We start from the raw sequence: 22303 nt of genomic DNA, 5'->3' as shown, positions 1-22303 counted from the left end.
CGCGCGGACGCAGGCCCCCCGATGCGGGGGCCTGCGGGTACGCCGGTCAGCCGCGGGCGCGCCGCCGCTTGTTCCGGGCGACGATCGCACGGGTGACGACGGGGGGCAGCAGGTCCTTGGCGAGCCTGCGCCACCTGGCGGCGGGCCTGCGCACGGGGACCGGGGCCGGCCGCGCGGGCGGCGCCGCGGGCGCGGGGTGCAGCAGCGGCGGCGGCGCGGGCACCACGGCACCTTGGTCGCCGATGCGGACCAGGGGACGTCCCGCGACGGTGTCGGTGCCGTGCCAGAGGTCGCTGCGGCCCTCCAGCCAGGCCTGGAGCGCCTTCTGGTAGGGCGCGGGGTCGTCCCAGGTGGCGTAGAGCTTGGAGGCCGACACGCAGATCGGGTGCAGATCACCGCCCACCACGGCGGCCCAGACGGCGGCCGCGACCCCGGGGCAGTGCTCGGACCGGTAGTCGTCGAAGGCCACGACCCCTCCGGGGGCCGTCACGGTCCGCGAGGTCTCGATGTCCGTCACCACGTGCTCGTACAGGTGGGAGGCGTCGATGTGGACGAAGCGGCAGCTCTTGGGGCGGACCCGGTCGGCGACCACGGAGGTGGGGGCCTGGATGAGGGTCGGCAGGGCCGGGTGGAAGGCGAGGTAGTTCGTCTCGAAGCCGCGGCGCGTGAGCGTGGGGTACGAACCCTGCGTCTCGGCGAGGTTCGATTCGTCCGTCACGGGCGAGCCGAAGAGGTCGCAGACGGTGAACTCCTCCCCCGGCCGCAGGTGGCCGCCGAGGAAGATGGCGCTCTTCCCCATGAACGCACCGAGTTCCAGGAGATCGCCCGCCAGCGGGTCGCCGGTGTCCTGATGCGTGAGGAACCAGTCGAAGAGCACCTGGTCGGATGCGGAGAACCAGCCTTCGACCGCGCTGTACGCGGCGGGGACGGACGGGGTCGGCTCACCCTCGGGGGTGGTGACGGGAGCCTGTGAAACATGTGACACGGAGCGTCATCCTCCAGCGGAACGGGAGCGGCTCAACACGGACACCCGGCCGGGTAAACGGCACCCTAAGGCCCGTACGGCCCTGTGACGAGACTCCGGCGCGGTATGCGTGGAATCAGCACCCGCCCTTTCCCGTTCCAGCCGTTTTACCACCTTACGTCCGGGATGCCCGCCTCACGTCAGTACGGGCGTACGGGACCCGGCGCTGGGCCGTTCCCTGCGGCCCGCCGGCGCAGCCGTTCGGCGGCGGCGTTGCGCACGCGGCGGGTGCGGGCGGCTTCCGCCAGCAGGCTCAGGGCCTCGTACGAGGTCAGCGACTGGGCGGCGGTGCGCTGGCACCAGTCGGAGGCGGCGGTGAGCGCGGCCGCGGACCAGGGCTCGCCCCGGGTGATGGCCTTGAGCAGCTTCCACTCGCGCAGCCTGCGCTCCGGGAACGCCCGCCCGGCCAGGACGGGGGTCATGGCCCGGGCCCAGGCGGGGAACCCCTCGTCGGCGAGCAGCCGTGCGGCCCGGCGGTCGAGGTGGGTGACCACGGCGCTCTCCGCCATCACCGGGTCGGGGTCGCGCAGGACGGCGGCGACCACCTCGGCCTCCCCGCTGTCCCCGCCCTTTCCCGTTCGGCCCGCCACCGCGGCCAGGGACTCCAGGTGGCGGGCGTATCGCCAGTGCTCGGAGGGCGCCGCACTCCCGGGCGCCGCCGGGCCCCGCCTTCCCGGCAGCCCTCCGGGCCGGGCCGCCGGCCCGGCCTCCCGGCCGGCGGCGGACGGCCGCTGTCTGTCGTTCCCGCTCCCCATGACACCCATTCCACACGATGTCCGTGAACGGGTGGCGGTCAGGGTGGTGGTCAGGGTCGCGTCAAAGCTCCTGCCCCGTCCCGTGCCCGGGCTCGGGCAGCGGGGCCCCCGTCTCCAGGAGCGTCTTGAGGCTGGAGGCGAGCATCGGCCAGGCCCGCCCGCACATGCCGATCAGCGTGCCGCCGGGTTCGAAGTCCTCGTGGAGGATGGTCAGCCGTGCGAGGGTGTCGCCGACCGGCTCGATCTCGTAGGTGACCTTGGTGCGCCGCTCCCCCGCCAGCGCGGCCCGCAGCTCCTCGCCGACCCCGACGGAGGCCGCCCACTCCGGGGAGAAGGTGTGCCACGTGTAGGAGAGCCGGCGGTCCGGAACGCAGTCGAGGACCACCTGCGCGGGATCGCTGGTGCGGGCCCCGCGCTCGACCCAGTCCATCGTCGAGCCCACCGCCCAGTCGGTCTCGAAGCTCAGACCCCAGTACCGCCGGGTGAGGGCGGGCTCGGTGAGGGCCTGCCAGACCCGGGCGGGGTCGGCCTGGATGTACAGGGTGTAGGTGATCGCGCTGTCGCTCATGGCCCCATGCTGCGGGACCGCATGCCGCGTATGCCGGATTTCGCCCCGCACGCCGTGATCACCGGCAGAGGGCCGTAGCCCCCTGCCGCGCCCCTCACCAGCGGGTGCCCTCCGCGGGCAGCTCGGTGGGCGGCGTACGGACGGGGGCGGGCAGCGACAGGTGCCCGCGGGCCGCGTGCACGGCCGCGAGCTCGTGGTGACCGGCCGGGCCCCAGTCGCTGAGCTCGCGGACCTGCTCCGGCGTGGCCAGCAGCCGCGCGTACGCCGGGTCCGCGGCCGCGGGCACCGAGGTCAGGCGGGCCGCGGTACGGGCGTGGACGGCATCGGTACGGGCGTGGTCCGCCTCGGTACCGGCACGGGCGGCCCGGTCGGCGCAGCGGTAGCCGAGCGGGAACGCCCCCGAGACCGGGCCCGCCGCCGGGGAGGGCAGGTGGACGGCGCCCGTGGCCCGGGCGACCAGCACCAGGACGCGGCCGTCGGGGGCGAACAGCCAGCCCGAGCGTTCCCCGACCGGCAGCCGGGCCGGGACCGGGCCGGGGTGCCAGGCGCCGCGCTGTGCGGTGCGGCGGGGGCGCAGCACGCCGAGCCGGTCCAGGGCGGTGGGCGCGGTGGGGCGGCCGCCCTCCAGGAGGGCGGGGCCCGCGCCGTTGATGCGCGCGCGCAGCGCCGACAGGGTGCGGCGGGCGTCGCCCGCGTCCATCAGGGCGGGCAGGTCAGCGGGCTCGGCGAAGTCGATGCCGGTGATCTCCTGGGCCGGGAGCCGGACGGCGGCGATCCGCTCGGGGCTCCAGGTGCCGCCGTCGTAGACGTGCAGGATCTCGCCGGGGAAGCGCATCTCGGGCGGGAAGCCGGGGGTGTCGGCGGCGATCCAGTCCACGGCGAGGCCGCGCGGGTAGTGGCCGTCGATGCCCAGTTCCTCGCGCACCTCGCGGGCCGCCGCGGAGCTGGGGGCCTCTCCCCGGTCCATCGCCCCGCCGGGCAGCAGCCGGTCGGTGCGGTAGTCGACGCTCTGGACCAGCACGCGGCCGTCGGCATCGGTGACCAGGACGACGGAGGCGGCCCAGAACCCGGCACGCGAGGCCCCGTAAGCCTGCGGGGTCATCCACGTCCCGGCCGGCCGCTGCCCGGCGGACCCCTCCGGCGCGGGCGGCTCCCCTGCGGGCACCGCCCCCGCGGGCCCTTCGGCCACGGAGACTTCGGCCACGGCCTCGTCGGTCGCGGTCTCGTCGGTCAGCTGCGGCATTCGGAACTCCGTTCACCGTGGGTGGACCCGCCGCCTGTGCAACAGCGGGGGCGGCCCCCTGGTTACGGCGCCCCCGCCGCCCGCGCCCGCCGACCCTTCTTTGCCGCCCCTATACCTCCTTATTACCTGGTTATGTATTCCTTGATACGTTCCGCATGCGGGCTGGCGGCCGGAAAAGCCGCCGGTCCGACCACGTCACCGGACCGAGGAGAGACCCCCGCCATGCGACGCGCTTCCCGTACGGGCACCCGTGCGGCCACCGGAGGAAAGCGGTGGACCGTCCCGGGTCTGGCGGGTCTGGCCGGCGGGGCCGCGATCCTCGGCTTCGGCGGGCTGTACGCCGCCGGACTGCTCCTGACCGGGGAGGACGTCGCCCCGGGAACCAAGGTGCGCGGCGTCGACATAGGCGGGCTGAGCCGGGCGGAGGCCCGCCGGGTCCTGGACCGCGAGCTCGGCCCGGCCGCAGCGGCCCCGGTCCCGCTGCGCGTCGGCGACCGCACCGAGCAGGTCCCCGCAGCCACCCTCGGCCTGTCCCTGGACACCGCCGGGACCGCCGAGCGCGCCGCGCGTGCGGGCTCCGGCCCCCTCACCGTCATCGGCCGGCTCTTCGGCTCCGGTGACCCCGACCTGGCTCCGGTGGTCCGCCTCGACGAGAAGGCGGCCCGCTCCGCACTGGACACCGTGGCGGACAAGACCGGGCAGGAGGCCCGCGAAGGGGGCGTCGCCTTCGAGAAGGGCAAGGCCAAGGCGGTCCCCCCGGTCACCGGGGTCGCCCTCGACGTCGACGCTTCCCTGGGGGCCCTGCGCGCGGCCTACCCGCAGCCGGCCGGTGAGCCCCTCGGCCTGCCCGTTCGGCGGACCGAGCCGAAGATCGGGCAGCAGGAGACGGACCGCGCCCTGAAGGAGTTCGCCGAGCCCGCCGTCTCGGCCCCGGTGACCCTGACCGCCGCGGGCAAACGGATATCCGTCGCCCCCGCCGTCCTCTCCCGGCACCTGGCCGTGAAGGACGACGGCGGGGGCCGCCTGGTCCCTGCGCTCGACGCCAAGGCCCTGCTCGCCGACCCCGCCCTCGCCGGACCGCTGCGCCAGGCGGTGCCCGGCCCGGCCGAGGCGCGGCTCGCGGTCGACGCCGCGGGCGCGGTCACCGTCGCCGAGGAGGGCCGGGCCGGCCGCCAGGTCACCGAACGCACCCTGGGCGACGCCGTCCTGCCGCTGCTGACCGGGTCCGGCGCGGCCGCGCGTACCGGCGAGGTCGCCACCGAGGCCGTACAGCCCCGGCTCACCCGGGACACGGTCCAGCAGCTCGGCATCAAGGAGAAGGTGTCCTCCTTCACCGTCAGGTACGAACCGGCCGCCTACCGCACCACCAACATCGGCCGGGCCGCGGAGCTGATCAACGGCTCCCTGGTGCTGCCCGACCAGACGTGGAGCTTCAACAGCACGGTCGGCGAGCGCACGAAGGAGAACGGCTTCGTCGACGGCCTGATCATCAACAACGGGCAGTACGAGAAGGCCTCCGGCGGCGGGGTGTCGGCCGTCGCGACCACCGTCTTCAACGCGATGTTCTTCGCGGGCGTCAAACCCGTCGAGTACGGCGCCCACTCCTTCTACATCGAGCGCTACCCGGAGGGCCGCGAGGCCACCGTCGCCTGGGGCAGCCTGGACCTGCGCTTCGCCAACGACTCGGGCAAGGCCCTCTACATCCAGGCCGAGGCCAGTGACACCGCCGTCACGATCACCTTCCTCGGGACGAAGAAGTACGAGGAGATACGCGCCACCCAGGGCCCGCGGACCAACGTCAAGCAGCCGGCCACCCGCACGGGCAGCGGCCCGAAGTGCGAACCGCAGTCCCCGCTGGAGGGCTTCGACGTGGCCGTCGACCGGGTCTTCGTCCAGGGCGGCACGGAGATCAAGCGGGAGACGATGAAGACCCGCTACACGCCGCGCGACAGCGTGAAGTGCGGCGCGTGAGAACGGACGGCCCGGGCGGCGAGGACCGCAAGAACGGCACGGGGAACATGGGGGGCTCGGGAAACGCCGGCAGCACGGGGGGCACCGCCCGGCTGGCCGGGGTCGATGCGGTGCGCGGCCTCGCCGTCCTCGGCATGTTCGCCGTGCACGTCGGGCCGGGCGCCGATCCCCAGGGCGCCGGGTACCTGATGGTGGCGGCCGACGGGCGCGCCCCCGCCCTGTTCACCCTCCTCGCGGGCTTCTCCCTCGTCCTGGCCCAGCGCGGCCGCGACCGGGCCGCGCTGCCCGACGGCTGGGCCCTGCGGTACCGTCCGCTGCTCGCCCGGTGCGCCTTCCTGGCCGCGCTCGGCCTGTGGCTGGCCTCGCTGTGGCCCGGGATCCTGGTCATCCTGGCGTTCTTCGCCGTGTACTTCCTCGCCGCCGAGCCCTTGACCCGCCTCTCCACGCCCGTGCTGACCGCCGTCGCGGCCGTCTCGGTGGTGGCGGGCCCGCTGCTGTCCTTCCTGCTGGGCCCGGTCTTCGGGTACGCGGCCGGTGGCCGCGGGCTCGTCCCGGAGATGAGCGGCCTGACGAGCTGGGCCGGGCTGGGCGACGCCCTGTGCGCACTCCTGCTCACCGGCGCGTACCCGCTGGCCACCTACTTCCCCTACGTCCTGGCCGGGATGGCCCTGGCCCGGCTCTGCGCAGTGCAACGGAGGCCGGTGGCCCTGCGGATGGCGGCCTGGGGCACGGCGGCCGCGGTCGCCGGGTACGGCTCCGCCTGGGTCGCCGCCCACCTGTTCGGCACGCGGGAACGGCTGCTGGCGGCGATCGCCGTCCACCACCCCGAGGCCATGACCGCAGCCGATCCCGTGCGCGCGGTGCTGGGCGGGCAGTACGGCGCCGTGCCCAGCACCTCCTGGGACTGGCTGCTGGTGGCCGACCCCTACAGCCAGACGCCCCTGGAGACGCTCGGCAACGCGGGCGTGGGCTGCGCCCTCATCGGCCTGTGCGCCCTCCTGGCCCGCAGCCGCGCCGGTGCCCGGCTGCTGCGCCCGTTCACCCTGCTCGGGGCGATGGCGCTGAGTGCGTACGTGGTCCACGCGCTGGTGCTGGCCGGTCCGGCCCACGGCGCCGCCTCCTGGTCGGCCTGGATCCTCTTCAGCGCCGCGGCCCTGGGGCTGACCTGGGCCTGGCAGCGGGCCTGGGCGCACAGCCCGCTGCGCCGGGGGCCGGTGGAACACGCCCTGCGGCTGGCCACGTACGGACGGCCGCGGGCGGGCTGAACGGTCAGTCCTCCAGGGCGTCCAGCACCTTGCCGAGGTCCACGAACTTGAAGCCGGTGGCGGCGCGTTCCCCGCTCTGCGGGGTCTCGTGGCCGTCCTGCACCACGAGCAGGCCCCTCGGGTACTTCTTGCCCAGGGGGGCGTTCAGGGCGGCCGCCCCGTCGCACTCCTCGGAGCCGTCGACGGTGGCCGACCCGGTGATCCGGAAGCCGCCCTCGTACGCGTTGCCTTCGTCCGCCTCACGGTCGTAGGCCGCGAAGGTGTCGTCGCCCTGGCTCGACGCGAGCAGGTACCCCTCGCCGCCGGACCGGGTGAGAAGCGTCAGGCCTTCGACGTCGGCGGACAGGCGCCGGCCGCCGAATCCGGCATCGGGCCCCGGCACGCACTCCTCGGTCGCCTCGTCGTAGGTGCCGGGCGTGCCGAACTCGCGCACCTTGTCGACCAGTTCCGGGGTCCCGGTGAGGTCGGCCCGCAGCCGCCAGATGCCGATGTCCTCCTGGCCCGCGTACAGGGTGCCGTCGGCCGGGTCCACGACCATGCCCTCGACCTGGGGCAGCTGGCCCGGCTCGGCGCACGGCGACCAGCCGGCGCCGTTCGGCAGCCGGAAGGCGGACGGCAGGTCCAGGGTGCGGACCGTGCGGTAGCCGACCGTGCCGGAGACGGTGGGCAGGAGCTCCAGCAGGGCGATGGTCGTGGTCTCGCGCCGGCTGACGAGGGCGTACGAGCGGCCCGTGGTGCGGTCGGTCCAGGTGGCGAGGCCGTACGCGGTCCGCTGGCCGTTGATCTCGTCCTGGCCCGTGGAGAAGACGGGCCGGGCCGCCGGGTCGGTGACGTCGGTGAGCGGGCCGCCGGGCCGGTCGCGGTCGATGCGGTAGAAGCGCAGCCGGTCGTTGCCCCGGTCGCTGGTCACGGCCAGGTCGGCACGGCCCTTGCCGAGCCGCATCCCGTGCACGAGGTCCACGTTGTTGAAGCGGCCGGGGGCGTCGCCGGGAGCCGGGCCGGCCGGGGCGGGGACGGACTGGACCTGCCGGGCGTCGAGGTCGTAGACCCGCAGGCCGCCCTCCTTCGCCGTGGCCACGACCAGACTGCGGCCGGGGTCGGCGGTGTTGCGCCAGATCGCCGGGTCGTCGGCGTCCGCGTTGCCGCCCGCCTCGTCGTCGTACAGGGCGGCGGTCTCGGCCCGGGCGGTCACGCCGGGCAGCGCGGCGCCCCGGGACGGGTGGGCCTGCGCGGGCGCCGTGGCGGCGAGCAGCGCGAGGGCCGTCAGGCCGGCGGCGGTCGCTGCGGACCGCCGGATGCGGGAGAGCGGCACGAAGGGGCTCCTCGGGTGGGATAGGGGGCGTACGGGTGGGGTGCTGGTCGGGGTCAGCATCGGACCGCTGCGTGACCGTCGCCCCAGCACACGGCCCTGACGGTATGGATGTGGCATGAACACCACATGTACGAGCTTCGCCGTCGGTCCGGCATGCCGTCACAGGAACGCCCCGGCGCACGGAAAGGGGACGGTCAGCGCGTGCGGGCGCAAGGCTCACTCGTCCGCGTGACGGACGGGGCTCCGGCGCCCCCGGTACGGCAGGGTGGGCGGATGCAGTCGCGCCGGGCCCTGACGCTGCCCCTGAAGCTGTCCCTCGCCGTGTTCGTCCTGGCCACCGGGTGCGTCACCGTGCGGCCCGCGGCTCCGCCGAGCGCGCCGGGTCCCGTGCCCGCGGCGACCCGTACGGCTCCCCCGCACGCACGGCCCCAGCCGCAGCCCCCCGCCTGGCCGTTGGGCACCCTCCCCGCGGTACCGGCGCCGGTACCGGCGGCCGGGGCCGAGGGGGCTGACGGGGCTGCCGGGGCCCCGGAAACGGCTCGGGCAGTGGTCGAGGCGGCCCGGCCGGCCCCCGCCCGGCCCCGCCCCCCGCGCCGCGAGGCCTCCGCCGGCCGGGAGCGACCCGCCCGGCCCGCGGCGCAGCCCCGCCGCGTGCGGGCCTCCGTCCCGGCGGCCACACCCCGCCAGCGGCCGCCCGCTGCGGCGAAGCCGAGGCCCGCGCCGCAGCGTACGTACGACATGGCGCCCCTGTGCGAGGCCGCCAAGGGCACGGTGTCGCCCGCCATCGTGGCCCTGTGCCGGTAGCGACCCCTGCCCGCGGTTAGGCTCGGGGCCGTACGCAGGACGGCACGGGGAGCGGGACATGGGCGGCGCGGCAGCGGAGGTGGCCTCGGCCACCCTCTGGCACCTGAAGGAACTGGCGCAGGAACGCCCCGGCGAGGTCGAACTCCTCGAAGGCTTCACCGAGGCCGAGATGGACGGCTGGACGGTCGCGGTACCGGAGGAGGTACGGATCGTCCTGCGCGAGATCGGCGGGGTGGAGAGCGATGACCACGCGTACTCCTTCGGGCCGCGCGGCCGCGAGCGCTTCGACGACGGCCACTGGACCCTGGGCGAGGTGGACTTCGGCGAAGGCTCGCTGATCGTCGGCGTCGCAGCCGCGGGCTGGGGCCCGGTCGTGGCCGTCAGCCCGTGGGGCGGGGACCCCGAAGTCACCGTGCAGGCACCGGAGTTCGTCGGATGGCTGGCCGGGTTCGCCGCACGCCTGGCCGACGGCGGCACGGACCTGCCCCCGGCCGGGTCCGGCGGGGTGGCGAAGGCGATGGCGGCGGCCACGCCGAGCGTCGAGGTGGCCGAGGGGACCGACGCCGCACTGGCCGCGCTCGTCGGCCGCGGCAACCCCCTCACCGACCTCGTCGACCTGCACGCGCTGCCCGGCTATCCGTGCACGGTGGACTGGGCTCCGTACTTCTCCACCTCCCACAACACCGCCGACACCGGAAGCAGCGAGGTCCAGTTCGAGATCGTGGGCGAGGGCCGGGCCCTGCTGCTGCACTCCATGGTCATCGGGGACTTCCTCGGCCGGCCGGTGCGCCGGCACCGGGTGCCCGCCGACGCCGGACAGCGCGCGGTGGCCGAACTGCGGGACCTGGCAGTCGAGTTCCCCGGATACCTCGCGCTCCAGGCGGGCTGCGCCGATTCCGTGATGGACGGCTGGGGGCTTCCGGTGCCCGAGGAGGTCCGCGGGGTGCTGCGGGAGATCGGCGGCGTGACGGTACCGGGACTGCCCGCGCTGCGGCTGCTGCCCGGGGCGCCCGAGCACGCCGTGGACCCCGAGACGCACCGGATGCTCGGCGGGGACGGGACGTACTGGCCGCTGGCCCGCGTCGAGTACGGCCGCAGCAGCGCGCTGGCGCAGGTCCGCATCGACCCGGCGTCCGGCCGGTGGGGGTACGCCGTCTCGGTGCCCACCGACCCGAAGGGACTGCGGGAGCACCCCGAGGTGACGCTGCTGGCCGAGTCGCTGGCGGACCTGCTGCTCTCCTTCGCCCGGCGGGCCCGGCGGGCGACGCAGCGGCCGGACTTCGCGGGCCGGGTGCCCGACGCCGGCGGGTGGCTCTTCCCCAACACCGGCCGGCCCTGGCCCCGTCCCACCCCGGTCGCCGAGTGGCGCGGCACGTCCGATCCGCTGCTCGCGGCGGCCACCGCACTGCCGCCGGGGACCCACGCGGCCGACCTGCGCGAGGTCCCGATCCCGAGCGACCTGTGCTTCTACCGGGCACGGGACTGGCCGTACGGGGCCCGGCTGGACCACCTGCACTTCGCGGAGGGTGGCCGGCTGGCGGCGGCGGTCCCCACCTCACCCTGAGCCACTGGGCTGCGCCGCTGCACGGTTTCCTCGGCTCGGCCCCGCCCGCCGTGTTCCCTGCGGGGCTCGGCGGTGTCCCGTGCGGGGCTCAGCGGTGGGGTGGCGCCCCGCCTGCGGCGCCGCTGCTACGGGGCTCCGCCCCGGACCCCGCGCCTCAAGCTCCCCCAGACTCCGTCCGGGGGGACCCCCGGGCGGGGCTGATTTTGCCCAGGCTGGGCGTTGGATGTGCTGGCCGGGATGGTGCTTGCCTTGGTCGGGGGTGTGGGGCGGGGTCCCTCCGGAGTGTCTCCTCGGCTCGCGCACTGAGCCCCGGCTTCGCATGTCCGGCCTAGGTTGCGCGCTCGTCCTGCGGGGACCCTCCTGCGCGCCCCCACCCCACACGCCCCGGCGTTGGAAGCGAAGCCCTGGTCGAGGGGAGTGGGGACACTGCGGGGTGCCCCCGCAGGACGAGCGCGCAACCCGGGCCGCCGCTTTCTACGGGGCTCAGTGCGCGAGCCGAGGAGGTACCCCGGAGGGGCACCGCTCCCCGACCCCCCACGCACAAGCCGCCGCTGCAACGAGGCCAAAAAACAGCCCCGCCGGCGTTTGAGGCGCGGGGTCCGGGGCGGAGCCCCGTGCAACGAAGCCGCAGACGGGGCACCACCCCACGGCCAAGCCCCGCACGGGACACCGCCGAGCCCCGCAGGGAACACGGCGCAGCCACCGTCATCCGAGTGGCCGCGGCCCGGTCTGCCGGGCCGGGGCGGCCGGTTGGGTTGGATGGGCAGGGCGGGGTCCGACCGGAGCCCCGTACCGCCCTCCATCCCCACGGAGTCGCCATGGCGAAGATCGCGCTCTTCGGAGCGACCGGCAGCATCGGAACCCGGGTGCTGCACGAAGCACTCGCGCGCGGTCACCAAGTGACGGCCGTCGTACGTGATCCCGCGCAGCTCGGGGGTCTCGGGGAGCACGGTGAGGTGGTGGCCGGGGACGTCCTGGACCCGGCGTCGGTGGCCGCGTCGGCGGCCGGGCAGGACGTGGTGGTCAGCGCGTTCGGCCCCGGTTCGGGGGATCCCGGCGCGATCGTGGCCGCCGCCAAGTCCCTGATCGGCGGGGTGCAGTCGCTCGGTCCGGACGCGCCGCGGCCGCGCGTGGTCGTCGTGGGCGGCGCCGGGTCGCTGCGGACCCCGGGCGGCCCGCTGGTATGGGACGCGGCGGGGGTCCCGGAGCCGGTGCTCGCCGTCATGCACGCCCACGGGGACGCACTGGACTTCCTGCGCACCGTGCCCGTGGAAGAGGTGCGCTGGACCACCCTCAGCCCGGCCGCGCAGATCGAGCCGGGCGAGCGCACGGGAACGTACCGGCTGGGCCTGGACGACCTGGTCACCGGCGAGGACGGGCGGAGCCGGATCTCGACGGAGGACTACGCCGTGGCCCTGGTCGACGAGATCGAACGCGACGCGCACGCGGGCAAGCGGTTCACCGTCGGCTACTGACGGACGGACGTCACCGGCCGCGGTCGGCTCCGGCCGGCCCGGCCCGGTTCGGGGGTTATTGAGTGGATCGGCCTGCTCCGCCTACCTAGAGTGACGGCACACCCCGTCGTCGGCCTGGAGCGGACCATGCGTACCCACTACCCCCGCACTCCCCACCTGCCCTGGTCCCCGGGAGCGGCCTCGGACGACGTGCGGGCCGACGGTTTCGCGGGCCTGGCCGGGCGCGAGGTGGTGGTGACCGAGAAGCTCGACGGGGAGAACACCACGCTCTACCGGGACGGGCTGCACGCCCGCTCCCTCGACTCCGCCCACCATCCTTCGCGGGCCTGGGTCAAGGGCCTCCAGAGCAGGATAGGCCCGGGGATCCCGGAGGGCCGGCGGGTGTGCGGGGAGAACCTGTACGCCCGGCACTCGCTGCCGTACGGGGAACTCGACAGCTGGTTCTACGGGTTCTCGGTGTGGGACGGGGAGCACTGCCTGGACTGGGACCAGGGCGTACGGTTCCTGCGCGGTCTGGGCATACCCACCCCGCCCGTCCTGTGGCGCGGCACCTTCGACGAGCGGGTGCTGCGCAGGCTGAAGCTCGACACCGCGCGCCAGGAGGGCTACGTCGTACGGACCGTGGCGGGCTTCACCCGTGCGGACTTCGGGCGGTGCGTGGCGAAGTGGGTGCGCCCCGGTCACGTACAGACGGGTACGCACTGGATGTTCGCGCAGGTCGTGCCGAACGGGTTGGGGCCCGCCGCCCCGTTGTGGGCGGTGCGCTCCGGGGCCGAGCCCGATGCGGCGGAGCTGTCGGCGGCCGTCGGCATCGGGACGGCGGACGGGGCCGGGGCGGACGCGGCCGCGCCGGACGGGTCCCTCGCAGCCGCGGTGGCCGAGGCCGCCGCCCGGATCGACGCGTCGGGGCGTACCGGGGAGGCCAGGCTGGCCGGAGTGCTGGCCGCGCTGCTGCACCGCGTACCGCGCGCCCGGATCGCGGCGCTCGCCGCTCCGGGACCGGCGGCCGGGCCGGTCGGTACGGGGCTCGCGCGGCGGGTGGCCGACCTCGTCGGTCTGTACGGGCTGCTCCAGCGGCCGTTCCCGGACGCCGAGCGGCGGACCGGGCTGATCAGGATGACGGCCGCGGCGGATCTCGGGCTGCTGCACGCCCTCGCCGGGGCGCTGGCCGGGGACGGGGCGGCGCGGGAGTGCGTCGAGTGGTCCGCGCTGTGCGCCGAGGAGGCGGGGCTGCTCGGACCCGATCCGCTGGGCCCCTTGCGCACCGGTGTCCGCGAGGCGCTGGCCGGGCTCTCCCCCGAGGCCGCCGACCGCTGCTGGGCCGAGGCCCGCCACCTGTACTCGCTGGGCAGGATCACCACCGCCGAGGAGGCGGTGGCGGCCACCTGGCGTTGGCGCGCGGGGGACTTCCCCCGACTGGTCCAGCTGTGCGGGCCCTCGGGCAGCGGCAAGAGCACCTTCGGCCGCGCGCTGCCCGGCGTGGACACGTACATCAGCCTCGACGACCTGCGTACGGCCCGCGGTTCGCGCGCCGACCAGGGGGCCAATGCGCAGGTGCTGCGCGAGGGCCTCGACCGGCTGGACGCGGCACTGGCCCGCGGCGGAACCGTGGTGTGGGACGCGACCTCGCTCACCGACCAGCAGCGCGGCCTGGCGGGCTCGGTCGCGCGGCGCCGCGACGCGCTGGTGACCCACGCCGTGGTGCTGACCGACGAGGCGGAGCTGCAGCGCCGCAATGCCGTGCGGGCCCATCCGGTTCCCCCGCAGGTACTGGCCTCGCAGCTGCGCCGGTTCGACCCGCCCTATCCGGGCCAGGCACACCGCACCTGGTACGTCGGCGCGCGGGGCGGGGTCCAGGACGTGGCGGGCAGCCTGGACACGACCGACGGCGGGGAGTGCTGATGCGCACGAGCGAGGAGCTCTACCACCGGGTGCGCTGGGACGCCCGGTTCGACCCGGCGCGGTTCGTGCTCGGGCTGCTCCAGCGCGGGGCCGGGCCGAAGCGGGTCCCGCTGCCGTCCTTCGTGCCCGGAGGCGACATCCCCTGGCACCGGGTGCTGTTCGTCGAGGCGGACGGGGAGCTGGTGTGGGACCGGGCCACGGGCGTGGACCGGATCGACGTGACCGAGGCGGGGCGGGTCCGCCGTCCGCGGCTGCTGCGGGCGCCGTTCTTCACGGCGCGTACCCCGTGCGCCTGGGACCCGGCGGACGGCGGCGCCTGGCGTCCCGTCGAGGACGTGCCCGCGGACGGTGCAGGGGCCGGGGCTCCGGACCGGGTGCGGCTGCTGACCTGGAACACGCTCTGGGACCGGTACGACGCCCCGCGCATCGCCACCGACCGGCGCAGGCCGGTGCTGCTGGCCGAGCTGGCGGCCGCGGACGCCGACGTCATCGCGCTCCAGGAGGTCGAACCCGCGCTGCTCGGCATGCTGTTGGCCGAGCCGTGGGTGCGGGCCGGGTACACCGTGGGGGCGGACCCGGGCGGCCGGGACGTCACCGCGTACGGGCTGCTGGTGCTGAGCCGGCTGCCGGTGCGGGAGGCGGGGGTGCACCGGCTCGGTCCGCACAAGGCGGTCGCCGCGGTGACGGTGGACACCGCGGCCGGGGCGCTGGTCGTCGCGGCCGTGCATCTGACCAGTGACCACGCGCAGGACGGCGCGGACCGCAGGAGGACCGAACTGGCCCTGGTCGCCGAGGGGCTGGGCGGGCTCGAAGCCGATGTGGCACTGCTGGGCGACTTCAACGACGGCCGCTCGGGGGAGGCCGGACCCGCGGCCGCGCTGGGGCTGCGCGACGCCTGGAACGAGGTGCACGGGGCGGCCGATGCCACGCCCACCTTCGACCCGACGGTCAATCCGCTGGCCGCGGTGGGCTCGTTGACGGGGCGGGCCGGGCGGCTCGACCGCATCCTGCTGGGTCCCGCGGGAGCGCGGGTGACCCGGGCGGCGCTGCGCGGCGACTCCCCCGGTCCCGGAGGGCTGTTCGCCTCGGACCACTTCGGGGTGGAGGCGACGGTGGAGTTCGGGCCGCGTGCGGGGACGGGGAGCCTGGAGGTACCGGCGAGCGCACGCACCGCGGTGGCCTGGCTGCCGCCGCACGACCCGGTGGTGGAGGAACTGCGCGGGGAGCACGATCCTCAGGTGGGGCGCTGGCCTGCGCACGTCAACCTGCTCTTCGGCTTCGTGCCCGAGTCCGCCTTCGAGGAGGCGGCGCCACTGCTGGCCGAAGCGGCCGCCGGGAGCACGCCGTTCACCGCCCGTCTGGAGGGCGTGCACAGCTTCGGGCAGCGGGAGGACGCCACGCTCTGGCTGGATCCGGCGGCCGCGGGGGATGCGCCGTGGCAGGAGCTCCGGGCGGCCCTGGTGGAGCGGTTCCCGGGCTGCCGGGGACGGGCGGGCGGGTACGCCCCGCACCTCACGCTGGGCCGCAGCCGGGACCCGCAGCGGGCGGTGGCCGAGGCTGCGGCCCGGCTCGGCGGGGGCCGGCCGGTGCGGGTCGGGGAGCTGGCGCTGCTCTCGCGGCGCGGGGACGGGCCGATGCGGGTCCGGGCCACGGTGGCCCTGGGCACGGGCGAGGTGCGCTGGCTCCCGGAACACACGGACGAGGCACCCCCGGCGCCGGACCCGGCCCGGCGGGCGGACCCGGCCGACACCGCCGGGCCGGACCCGGACCTGGTCGCGGCGCGGGTCGCGGCGGCCCTGCCCGAGGGGGTCGTGCACCTCGCCGGATCCCGGCGCATGGGCTGCGCCCTCCCCGGGGCGGACCTCGACCTGGTGGCCGTCCTGCCCGGTGCGCCCGCCCTCGCGGAGGTACGGGCACGGGTGGCGGCGGCGCTCCCCGAGGCCGAGCGGATGCGGGAGGTGACCGGCGCGCGGGTGCCGGGGCTGCGGCTGCGCGTCGGCGTGCTGGACGTCGACCTGGTGGTGGTCGCGGCCGGCGCGGCGGACCCGGCCACGGCGGTGGCCCGGCGGGCGGACCTGGGCGAGGCCGCGGCCGTGGCCCTGAGCGCGGTGAGCGACGCGGACGCCGTACGCGCCTTCGTGGACGCAGAACCTTCAGGCCCGGTCACCGCGGGCGCCGGGCCCGCCGGCCCGGAGGCCGTCGCCTGGGCGGGGCTGGCGCGGGAGGTGAAGGCGTGGGCCCGCTCACGGGGCCTGGACTCGGCCCCTTTCGGCGGGTTGCCGGGGCTGGCCTGGGCGGTGCTCGCGGCGCGCACCGTGCGCACTGCCGGGCCGCTCGAACCCCGGCCCCTGCTGCGGGAGTTCTTCGGCATGTGGGCGGCCTGGGACTGGCGGGAGCCGGTCACGCTGCACCCTCAGGCCGCGGGGGCGACGGCCGACGGGCCCGACCCGGTGACCGTGCTGACCCCCTCGGCGCCGGTGCGCAGCTGCACCGCTCAGGTGGGGCCGGGTCTGCGCGACCTGCTGGTGCGGGAGCTGTACCGGGCCTGGGAGCTGCTGGAGTCGGATCCCGGGGCCGTCCGCGAGGTCCTGGCGGCGCCTGCGCTGCACCGCAGGCATGCGGCCTGGGCGGTGGTGACCGTACGGGCGGCCACGGAGCGGGAGTTCGAGGAGTCCCTGGGCCGGGCGCGCGGCCGGCTACGGGCCCTGCTCGGCGCGCTGGCCGAGGCGGGCGTCACCGAGGCCCATGCGTGGCCGCGCCCGTTCGGGACGGGTCCCGGGGTGGCCCGGTTCGCCATCGGGCTGGGCGCCGCGCCGCCGGACTCGGCGCGCCTGGCCGCGCTGGCCTCGCCCTGGTCCTCGGGGCTGGCGGGGGTCGAGGTGGCCTGGGCCGCGGGGGCGGACGTACCGGACCTGTACTGATCACGGTGCCGGCCTCCTCGGCCCCGTCGTACTGACGATTAGCGAACACAGGACAGCATCCGGGCCGGGCAAGAGAACACTTCTCGAACCCGGCCCGAGCTCCGTCCCGCCCAGCGGGCGCGGCGGGACGGAGCGGTCAGGAGCCTCAGTAGAGCCCGACCAGGTTTTTTCGTCAATACTTTTCACAAGGATTGAAGAAACTCCAAGTTCACGGGCCTGCAAGGGATATGACATGTCGTTCGGCCTTCAGTTCATGAACGCGCAAACCCTTGACGGCCACCCCGGCGGGCAGTTCACTCACGCTTCGATCCCCCCGGATCCACGACGTCAGGAGCACCCCGCATGCCCCTCCTCTCCGACCGCCCGCCGCGCCTCACCGTCGCGGCGCTCGCCGCCGCGCTGGTGGCGGCCCTCCTGGTACTCCTGCCGAGTACCGCGGCCCAGGCGGCTCCCGTCCTCCTCTCCCAGGGCAAGTCCGTCACCGCCTCCAGCCTGGAGGGCGCCGGCACCCCGGCCGGCGCGGCCGTCGACGGCGACAACGGCACCCGCTGGTCCAGCCAGTTCGCCGACCCCCAGTGGATACAGGTCGACCTCGGCGCACCGGCCCAGCTGAGCCAGGTCGTCCTGCGCTGGGAGGCCGCGTACGCGAAGGCGTACCGGGTCGAGCTGTCCACCGACGGCAGCAACTGGTCCACCGGGTACTCGACGACCGCGAGCACCGGCGGCGTCCAGACCCATGACATCACCGGCACCGCCCGCTACGTCCGCGTGTACGGCACCCAGCGGGCCACGGGCTACGGCTACTCGCTCTGGGAGTTCCAGGTGTACGGCACGACGGGCACGGGACCTGTGATCCCGGGCGGGGGCGACCTCGGCCCGAACGTGATCGTCTTCGACCCGTCGACGCCGAACATCCAGGGCAAGCTGGACGAGGTCTTCGCCCAGCAGGAGTCCGCACAGTTCGGCTCCGGCCGCTACCAGTTCCTCTTCAAGCCCGGCACGTACAACGGGCTGAACGCGCAGATCGGCTTCTACACCTCGATCTCCGGCCTCGGCCTGAACCCCGACGACACCACCATCAACGGTGACGTGACCGTCGACGCCGGATGGTTCGGCGGCAACGCCACCCAGAACTTCTGGCGTTCGGCGGAGAACCTCGCCCTGAACCCGGTGAACGGGACCAACCGCTGGGCGGTCTCCCAGGCCGCACCGTTCCGCCGCATGCACGTCAAGGGCGGGCTGAACCTGGCACCCGACGGCTACGGCTGGGCCTCCGGCGGCTACATCGCCGACTCCAAGATCGACGGCCAGGTCGGCAACTACTCGCAGCAGCAGTGGTACACCCGCGACAGTTCGATCGGCGGCTGGTCCAACGCGGTGTGGAACCAGGTGTTCTCCGGGACCCAGGGCGCTCCGGCGCAGTCGTACCCGAACCCGCCGTACACCACCCTGGACACCACGCCCGTCTCCCGCGAGAAGCCCTTCCTCTACCTGGACGGCGCCGACTACAAGGTGTTCGTCCCCGCCAAGCGCACCAACGCCCGCGGCACCTCCTGGGGCAACGGCGCGCCGCAGGGTTCCTCGATCCCGCTGAGCCAGTTCTACGTGGTCAAGCCGGGCGCTAGCGCGGCCACGATCAACACCGCGCTGACCCAGGGGCTGCACCTGCTCTTCACTCCCGGGGTCTACCACGTGGACCGCACCATCCAGGTGAACCGCCCGGACACGGTCGTGCTGGGCCTCGGTCTCGCCACGATCGTCCCGGACAACGGGGTCACCGCGATGAAGGTCGCCGACGTGGACGGCGTGAAGCTCGCCGGCTTCCTGATCGACGCGGGCACCGTCAACTCGCCGACGCTGCTGGAGGTCGGTCCGGCCGGCGCGGCCACGGACCACGCCGCGAACCCGACGAGCGTCCAGGACGTGTTCGTCCGGGTCGGCGGCGCTGGCGCGGGCAAGGCCACCCTCGGCATGGTGATCAACAACCACGACACGATCGTCGACCACACCTGGATCTGGCGGGCCGACCACGGTGACGGGGTGGGCTGGGAGACCAACCGCTCCGACTACGGGTTCCGGGTGAACGGCGACGACGTCCTGGCCACCGGACTGTTCGTCGAGCACTTCAACAAGTACGACGTCGAGTGGAACGGCGAGCGCGGCCGCACGATCTTCTTCCAGAACGAGAAGGCCTACGACGCGCCGAACCAGGCCGCGATCCAGAACGGCGCCACCAAGGGCTACGCGGCCTACAAGGTGGCCGAGTCGGTGAACACCCACGAGGGCTGGGGCCTGGGCAGCTACTGCTACTACAACGTGGACCCGACGATCCGTCAGGAGCACGGCTTCCAGGCCCCGGTGAAGCCGGGCGTGAAGTTCCACGACCTGCTCGTCGTCTCGCTCGGCGGCAACGGCCAGTACGAGCACGTCATCAACGGCATCGGGGCCCCCACCTCGGGCACCTCGACCGTCCCGTCGACCGTCGTCTCCTTCCCCTGATCCACCCCTGACCCCCGCGAGGACGCGGGGCGGCCCGGCGGCCGCCCCGCGTTTTCCGGGCCTGTCGAGAGAGCGCTCTCCCAACCGGGGAGCGCGGCGTCCACCCACCCGAGGAGCAGAAGTGGCACTCCGACCGCGGACCCTGAACGCCTTACTGGTCTCGGCGGCCTTCGCCCTGACCGCCACCGCCGGTCTCGGCGGCCTCGCGCTCACCGCGCAGGCCTCCCCCGACACCGACACCGGTACGGCCGTGCACGCGAACATGGACCACTCCGCCGTGGCCCCGGTCGCCACCGGCGACGACCCGGACGGGGACGGCTACATCCCGGCCGTCCCCCAGGTCACCGGGGTCACCCCGTCCTGGGAGAACCCGCCCGACCGGTACTTCCACGAGTTCCAGGCCAACTGCGCCGTCACCCGCACCGCTTCGGACGACCCGATCGTCTACCCGGGCCGTGCCGGCGCCTCCCACAACCACACCTTCCTGGGCAACACCACGACCGACGCCTTCAGCACGACCGCCTCGCTCAGCGCGGGCGGCACCGCCTGCACGGCCCCCGGCGACCTCTCCGGCTACTGGATGCCGACGCTGTACAACGGCAACCAGCCGGTCCTGCCGACCGGTCCGCAGGTGATCTACTACAAGACGGGCGTCACCGACTACAAGAGCGTGCGCCCCTTCCCCAAGGGCCTGCGGTTCCTCGTCGGCAGTCCGACCCAGACAGCCGCCGAGTTCCGGGGCCACCGGGGCTGGGTCGAGGGCTGGGAGTGCGGCGACAGCTTCAAGAACACCGGGTTCCCGGCGAACTGCCCGGCCGGCACCCAGCTCAACATCCGTATGCAGGCACCCAGTTGCTGGGACGGCAAGTACCTCGACACCCCCGACCACAAGGCGCACATGGCCTACCCGGTGGTGAAGCCCGGCAACAACGACAACGTGTGCCCGGCGAGCCACCCGGTCGCGCTGCCCATGGTCGAGTTCAAGATGGCCTTCCCCGTCAGCGGGGACATGTCGCAGGTCCGGCTGTCCAGCGGCAGCGGGCACTCCTTCCACTACGACTTCTTCAACGCCTGGGACGACCGCACCCTGGCGGCCCTCGTCGACCACTGCATCCGCGGCGGCCTGCAGTGCAACTCCCGCGGCTACGACGAGACCCACCCCGAGGCGGGCGCCGCGCTCGGCCCCGACCACCGGCTCCCTTGAGCCCGTACCCCCTCCCCCCACCCGAAGGAGGTCTCCGCGTGCACTCCCGCATGCGTTCCCTCGTCACGGCCGCGCTCCTCGCGGGCGCCGTGACCGCATGGCCCACCGCCCCGGCGCACGCCGCCGGCAGCGTGGTGAAGGTGACCGGATCGCAGGGCAACTGGCAGCTGACGGTGGACGGTTCGCCGTACCTCGTCAAGGGCGTCACCTGGGGTCCCTCCCCGGCGGACGCCGGACGGCTGCTGCCCGACGTGACATCGCTCGGCGCCAACACGATCCGTACCTGGGGCACCGATGCGAGCAGCCGCCAGCTGTTCGACGCCGCATCGGCGAACGGCATCAAGGTCGTCGCCGGATTCTGGCTCCAGCCGGGCGGCGGCCCGGGCAGCGGCGGCTGCACCGACTACCTCACCGACACCGCCTACAAGAACAACATGCTCGCCGAGTTCTCCCGCTGGGTGGAGGCCTACCGCGACCACCCGGCCGTGCTGATGTGGAACGTCGGCAACGAATCGGTGCTGGGCCTGCAGAACTGCTACAGCGGCGCCGCGCTGGAGAACCAGCGCAACGCCTACACCGCCTTCGTCAACGACGTGGCCAAGGCGATCCACCGCATCGACGCGAACCACCCAGTGACCTCCACCGACGCCTGGGCCGGCGCCTGGAGCTACTACCAGCGCAACTCCCCCGACCTGGACCTGTACTCCGTCAACTCCTACAAGGAGGTCTGCGGGGTCCGGCAGGCCTGGGAGCAGGGCGGCCACACGAAGCCCTACCTGATCACCGAGACCGGCCCGGCCGGTGAGTGGGAGGTGCCGGACGACGCGAACGGGGTGCCGCTGGAGCCCGGCGACCAGGCCAAGGCCGACGGGTACACCAGCGCCTGGAACTGCGTCACCGGCCACCGGGGCGTGGCGCTCGGCGCGACGGTGTTCCACTACGGCACCGAGTACGACTTCGGCGGCCACTGGTTCAACCTGACCCCCGCCGGGGAGCGCCGCAAGATGTACTACGCGGTCAAGCGGGCCTACGGCGGGAACACCGCCGGGGACAACCTGCCGCCGACCGTGTCCGTGCCCTCCGTGGACGATCCGGGCGCCGTCCCGGCCGGCAAGGAGATCACGGTCCGGGCCCCGGCGACCGACCCCGAGGGCGACCAGCTCGCGTACGAGGTCCTGTGGGGCAGCAAGTACGTGGACGGCGGGGGCGGCCTGGTGTCCGTACCGTCGACACACCTCGGAGGCGGCGCCCTGAAGGTGACCGTCCCGGCGAGGACCGGCGTGTGGAAGCTGTACGTCAAGGTCAAGGACGGGCGGGGCAACGTGGGTGTCGAGCAGCGCTCGGTGCGGGTGGTGCCGCCCCCGGTGGCGGGCACCGACGTGGCCCTGAACCGTCCCACGACCGCCTCCAGCTTCCAGAACGACGGCTGGGGCGGCTGCCCGTGCACCCCGCAGCTGGCCACGGACGGGCGCAGCGACACCCGCTGGGCCAGCTCGTGGTCCGATCCTCAGTGGCTCCAGGTGGACCTGGGGTCGGTGAGGCAGCTGCGGCACGCCCAGCTGGTGTGGGAGTCCGCGTACGGGAAGGCGTACACGATCAAGGTGTCGGACGACGGCCAGAACTGGCGGACGGCGTACGCCACCTCCTCCGGTGACGGCGGGATCGACGACTTCGACGTCCTGGCGTCGGGCCGGTACGTGCGGCTGGAGCTGACCCAGCGCGGCACCGGCTACGGCTACTCCCTGTTCCACTTCGGGGTCTATGCCTGAGCGGACCCCGTGAACCCCGCGCGTCGC

15 protein-coding genes are annotated in these 22303 nt (G+C 74.7%); 10 read left to right on the top strand and 5 right to left on the bottom strand.

From position 1 onward, the window contains the following. Positions 1 to 46: 46 nt before the first annotated feature. From IO30_RS0138630 to IO30_RS0138615, 4 genes are all read right to left on the bottom strand, one after another. Entirely contained in the window at positions 47 to 985 is a 939-nt protein-coding gene (locus tag IO30_RS0138630; RefSeq protein WP_031151190.1) for a class I SAM-dependent methyltransferase, read from the bottom strand. Positions 986 to 1164: 179 nt separating this feature from the next. Then, positions 1165 to 1614: a hypothetical protein gene (locus IO30_RS0138625; protein ID WP_237403298.1), complete on the bottom strand. Its 450-nt coding sequence runs from the start codon at positions 1612 to 1614 to the stop codon at positions 1165 to 1167. A gap of 226 nt (positions 1615 to 1840) precedes the next feature. Next, a complete protein-coding gene (locus IO30_RS0138620; RefSeq protein WP_037896400.1) occupies positions 1841 to 2347 on the bottom strand; it encodes an SRPBCC family protein in 507 nt (168 codons plus the stop codon). Positions 2348 to 2441: 94 nt separating this feature from the next. Continuing rightward, positions 2442 to 3590, bottom strand: coding sequence for an NUDIX domain-containing protein (locus tag IO30_RS0138615; protein ID WP_245234269.1), 1149 nt, complete (start codon positions 3588 to 3590; stop codon positions 2442 to 2444). Between the two features lie 222 nt (positions 3591 to 3812). On the opposite strand from IO30_RS0138615, the gene IO30_RS0138610 reads away from it, so the two are divergent. Further along, positions 3813 to 5561, top strand: a complete 1749-nt coding sequence (locus IO30_RS0138610) for a VanW family protein (RefSeq protein ID WP_031152069.1) — start codon at positions 3813 to 3815, stop codon at positions 5559 to 5561. Further along, positions 5558 to 6826 carry a DUF418 domain-containing protein gene (locus tag IO30_RS0138605; RefSeq protein WP_157853461.1) on the top strand — a complete coding sequence of 423 codons (1269 nt, stop codon included), beginning with the start codon at positions 5558 to 5560 and terminating at the stop codon, positions 6824 to 6826. The genes IO30_RS0138610 and IO30_RS0138605 overlap by 4 nt, the downstream gene beginning before the upstream one ends. A gap of 4 nt (positions 6827 to 6830) precedes the next feature. Here IO30_RS0138605 and IO30_RS0138600 read toward each other — a convergent pair whose 3' ends face one another. Beyond that, on the bottom strand, positions 6831 to 8138 hold the full coding sequence (locus IO30_RS0138600; RefSeq protein WP_037896399.1) for a phytase: 1308 nt from the start codon (positions 8136 to 8138) through the stop codon (positions 6831 to 6833). Positions 8139 to 8411: 273 nt separating this feature from the next. Here IO30_RS0138600 and IO30_RS41515 point away from each other — a divergent pair, with 273 nt between their 5' ends. From IO30_RS41515 to IO30_RS0138560, 8 genes are all read left to right on the top strand, one after another. Beyond that, positions 8412 to 8942, top strand: a complete 531-nt coding sequence (locus IO30_RS41515) for a hypothetical protein (RefSeq protein WP_031151177.1) — start codon at positions 8412 to 8414, stop codon at positions 8940 to 8942. 58 nt (positions 8943 to 9000) lie between these two features. Beyond that, positions 9001 to 10506 (top strand): hypothetical protein, encoded by a 1506-nt coding sequence (locus IO30_RS0138590; RefSeq protein ID WP_031151175.1) that lies wholly within the window; start codon positions 9001 to 9003, stop codon positions 10504 to 10506. A gap of 818 nt (positions 10507 to 11324) precedes the next feature. Beyond that, positions 11325 to 11981, top strand: a complete 657-nt coding sequence (locus tag IO30_RS0138585; RefSeq protein WP_031151173.1) for an NAD(P)-dependent oxidoreductase — start codon at positions 11325 to 11327, stop codon at positions 11979 to 11981. A 126-nt stretch (positions 11982 to 12107) separates the two neighbouring features. Then, complete coding sequence (locus IO30_RS0138580) at positions 12108 to 13883, top strand: RNA ligase family protein (protein ID WP_031151171.1); 1776 nt, start codon at positions 12108 to 12110, stop codon at positions 13881 to 13883. Next, complete coding sequence (locus IO30_RS0138575; RefSeq protein ID WP_031151169.1) at positions 13883 to 16804, top strand: poly(A) polymerase; 2922 nt, start codon at positions 13883 to 13885, stop codon at positions 16802 to 16804. Before IO30_RS0138580 ends, IO30_RS0138575 begins: the two co-directional genes overlap by 1 nt. A 342-nt stretch (positions 16805 to 17146) precedes the next feature. Further along, positions 17147 to 19303 (top strand): discoidin domain-containing protein, encoded by a 2157-nt coding sequence (locus tag IO30_RS0138570; protein WP_031151168.1) that lies wholly within the window; start codon positions 17147 to 17149, stop codon positions 19301 to 19303. A gap of 121 nt (positions 19304 to 19424) precedes the next feature. Then, entirely contained in the window at positions 19425 to 20507 is a 1083-nt protein-coding gene (locus IO30_RS0138565) for a DUF1996 domain-containing protein (RefSeq protein WP_031151166.1), read from the top strand. Positions 20508 to 20557: 50 nt separating this feature from the next. Beyond that, positions 20558 to 22276: a discoidin domain-containing protein gene (locus IO30_RS0138560; RefSeq protein ID WP_031151164.1), complete on the top strand. Its 1719-nt coding sequence runs from the start codon at positions 20558 to 20560 to the stop codon at positions 22274 to 22276. The last annotated feature ends 27 nt before the right edge of the window (positions 22277 to 22303 follow it).

It is taken from the genome of Streptomyces xanthophaeus (assembly GCF_000725805.1).
GTDB lineage: Bacteria > Actinomycetota > Actinomycetes > Streptomycetales > Streptomycetaceae > Streptomyces > Streptomyces xanthophaeus.
This window is presented reverse-complemented; position numbering and strand designations above follow the sequence as displayed.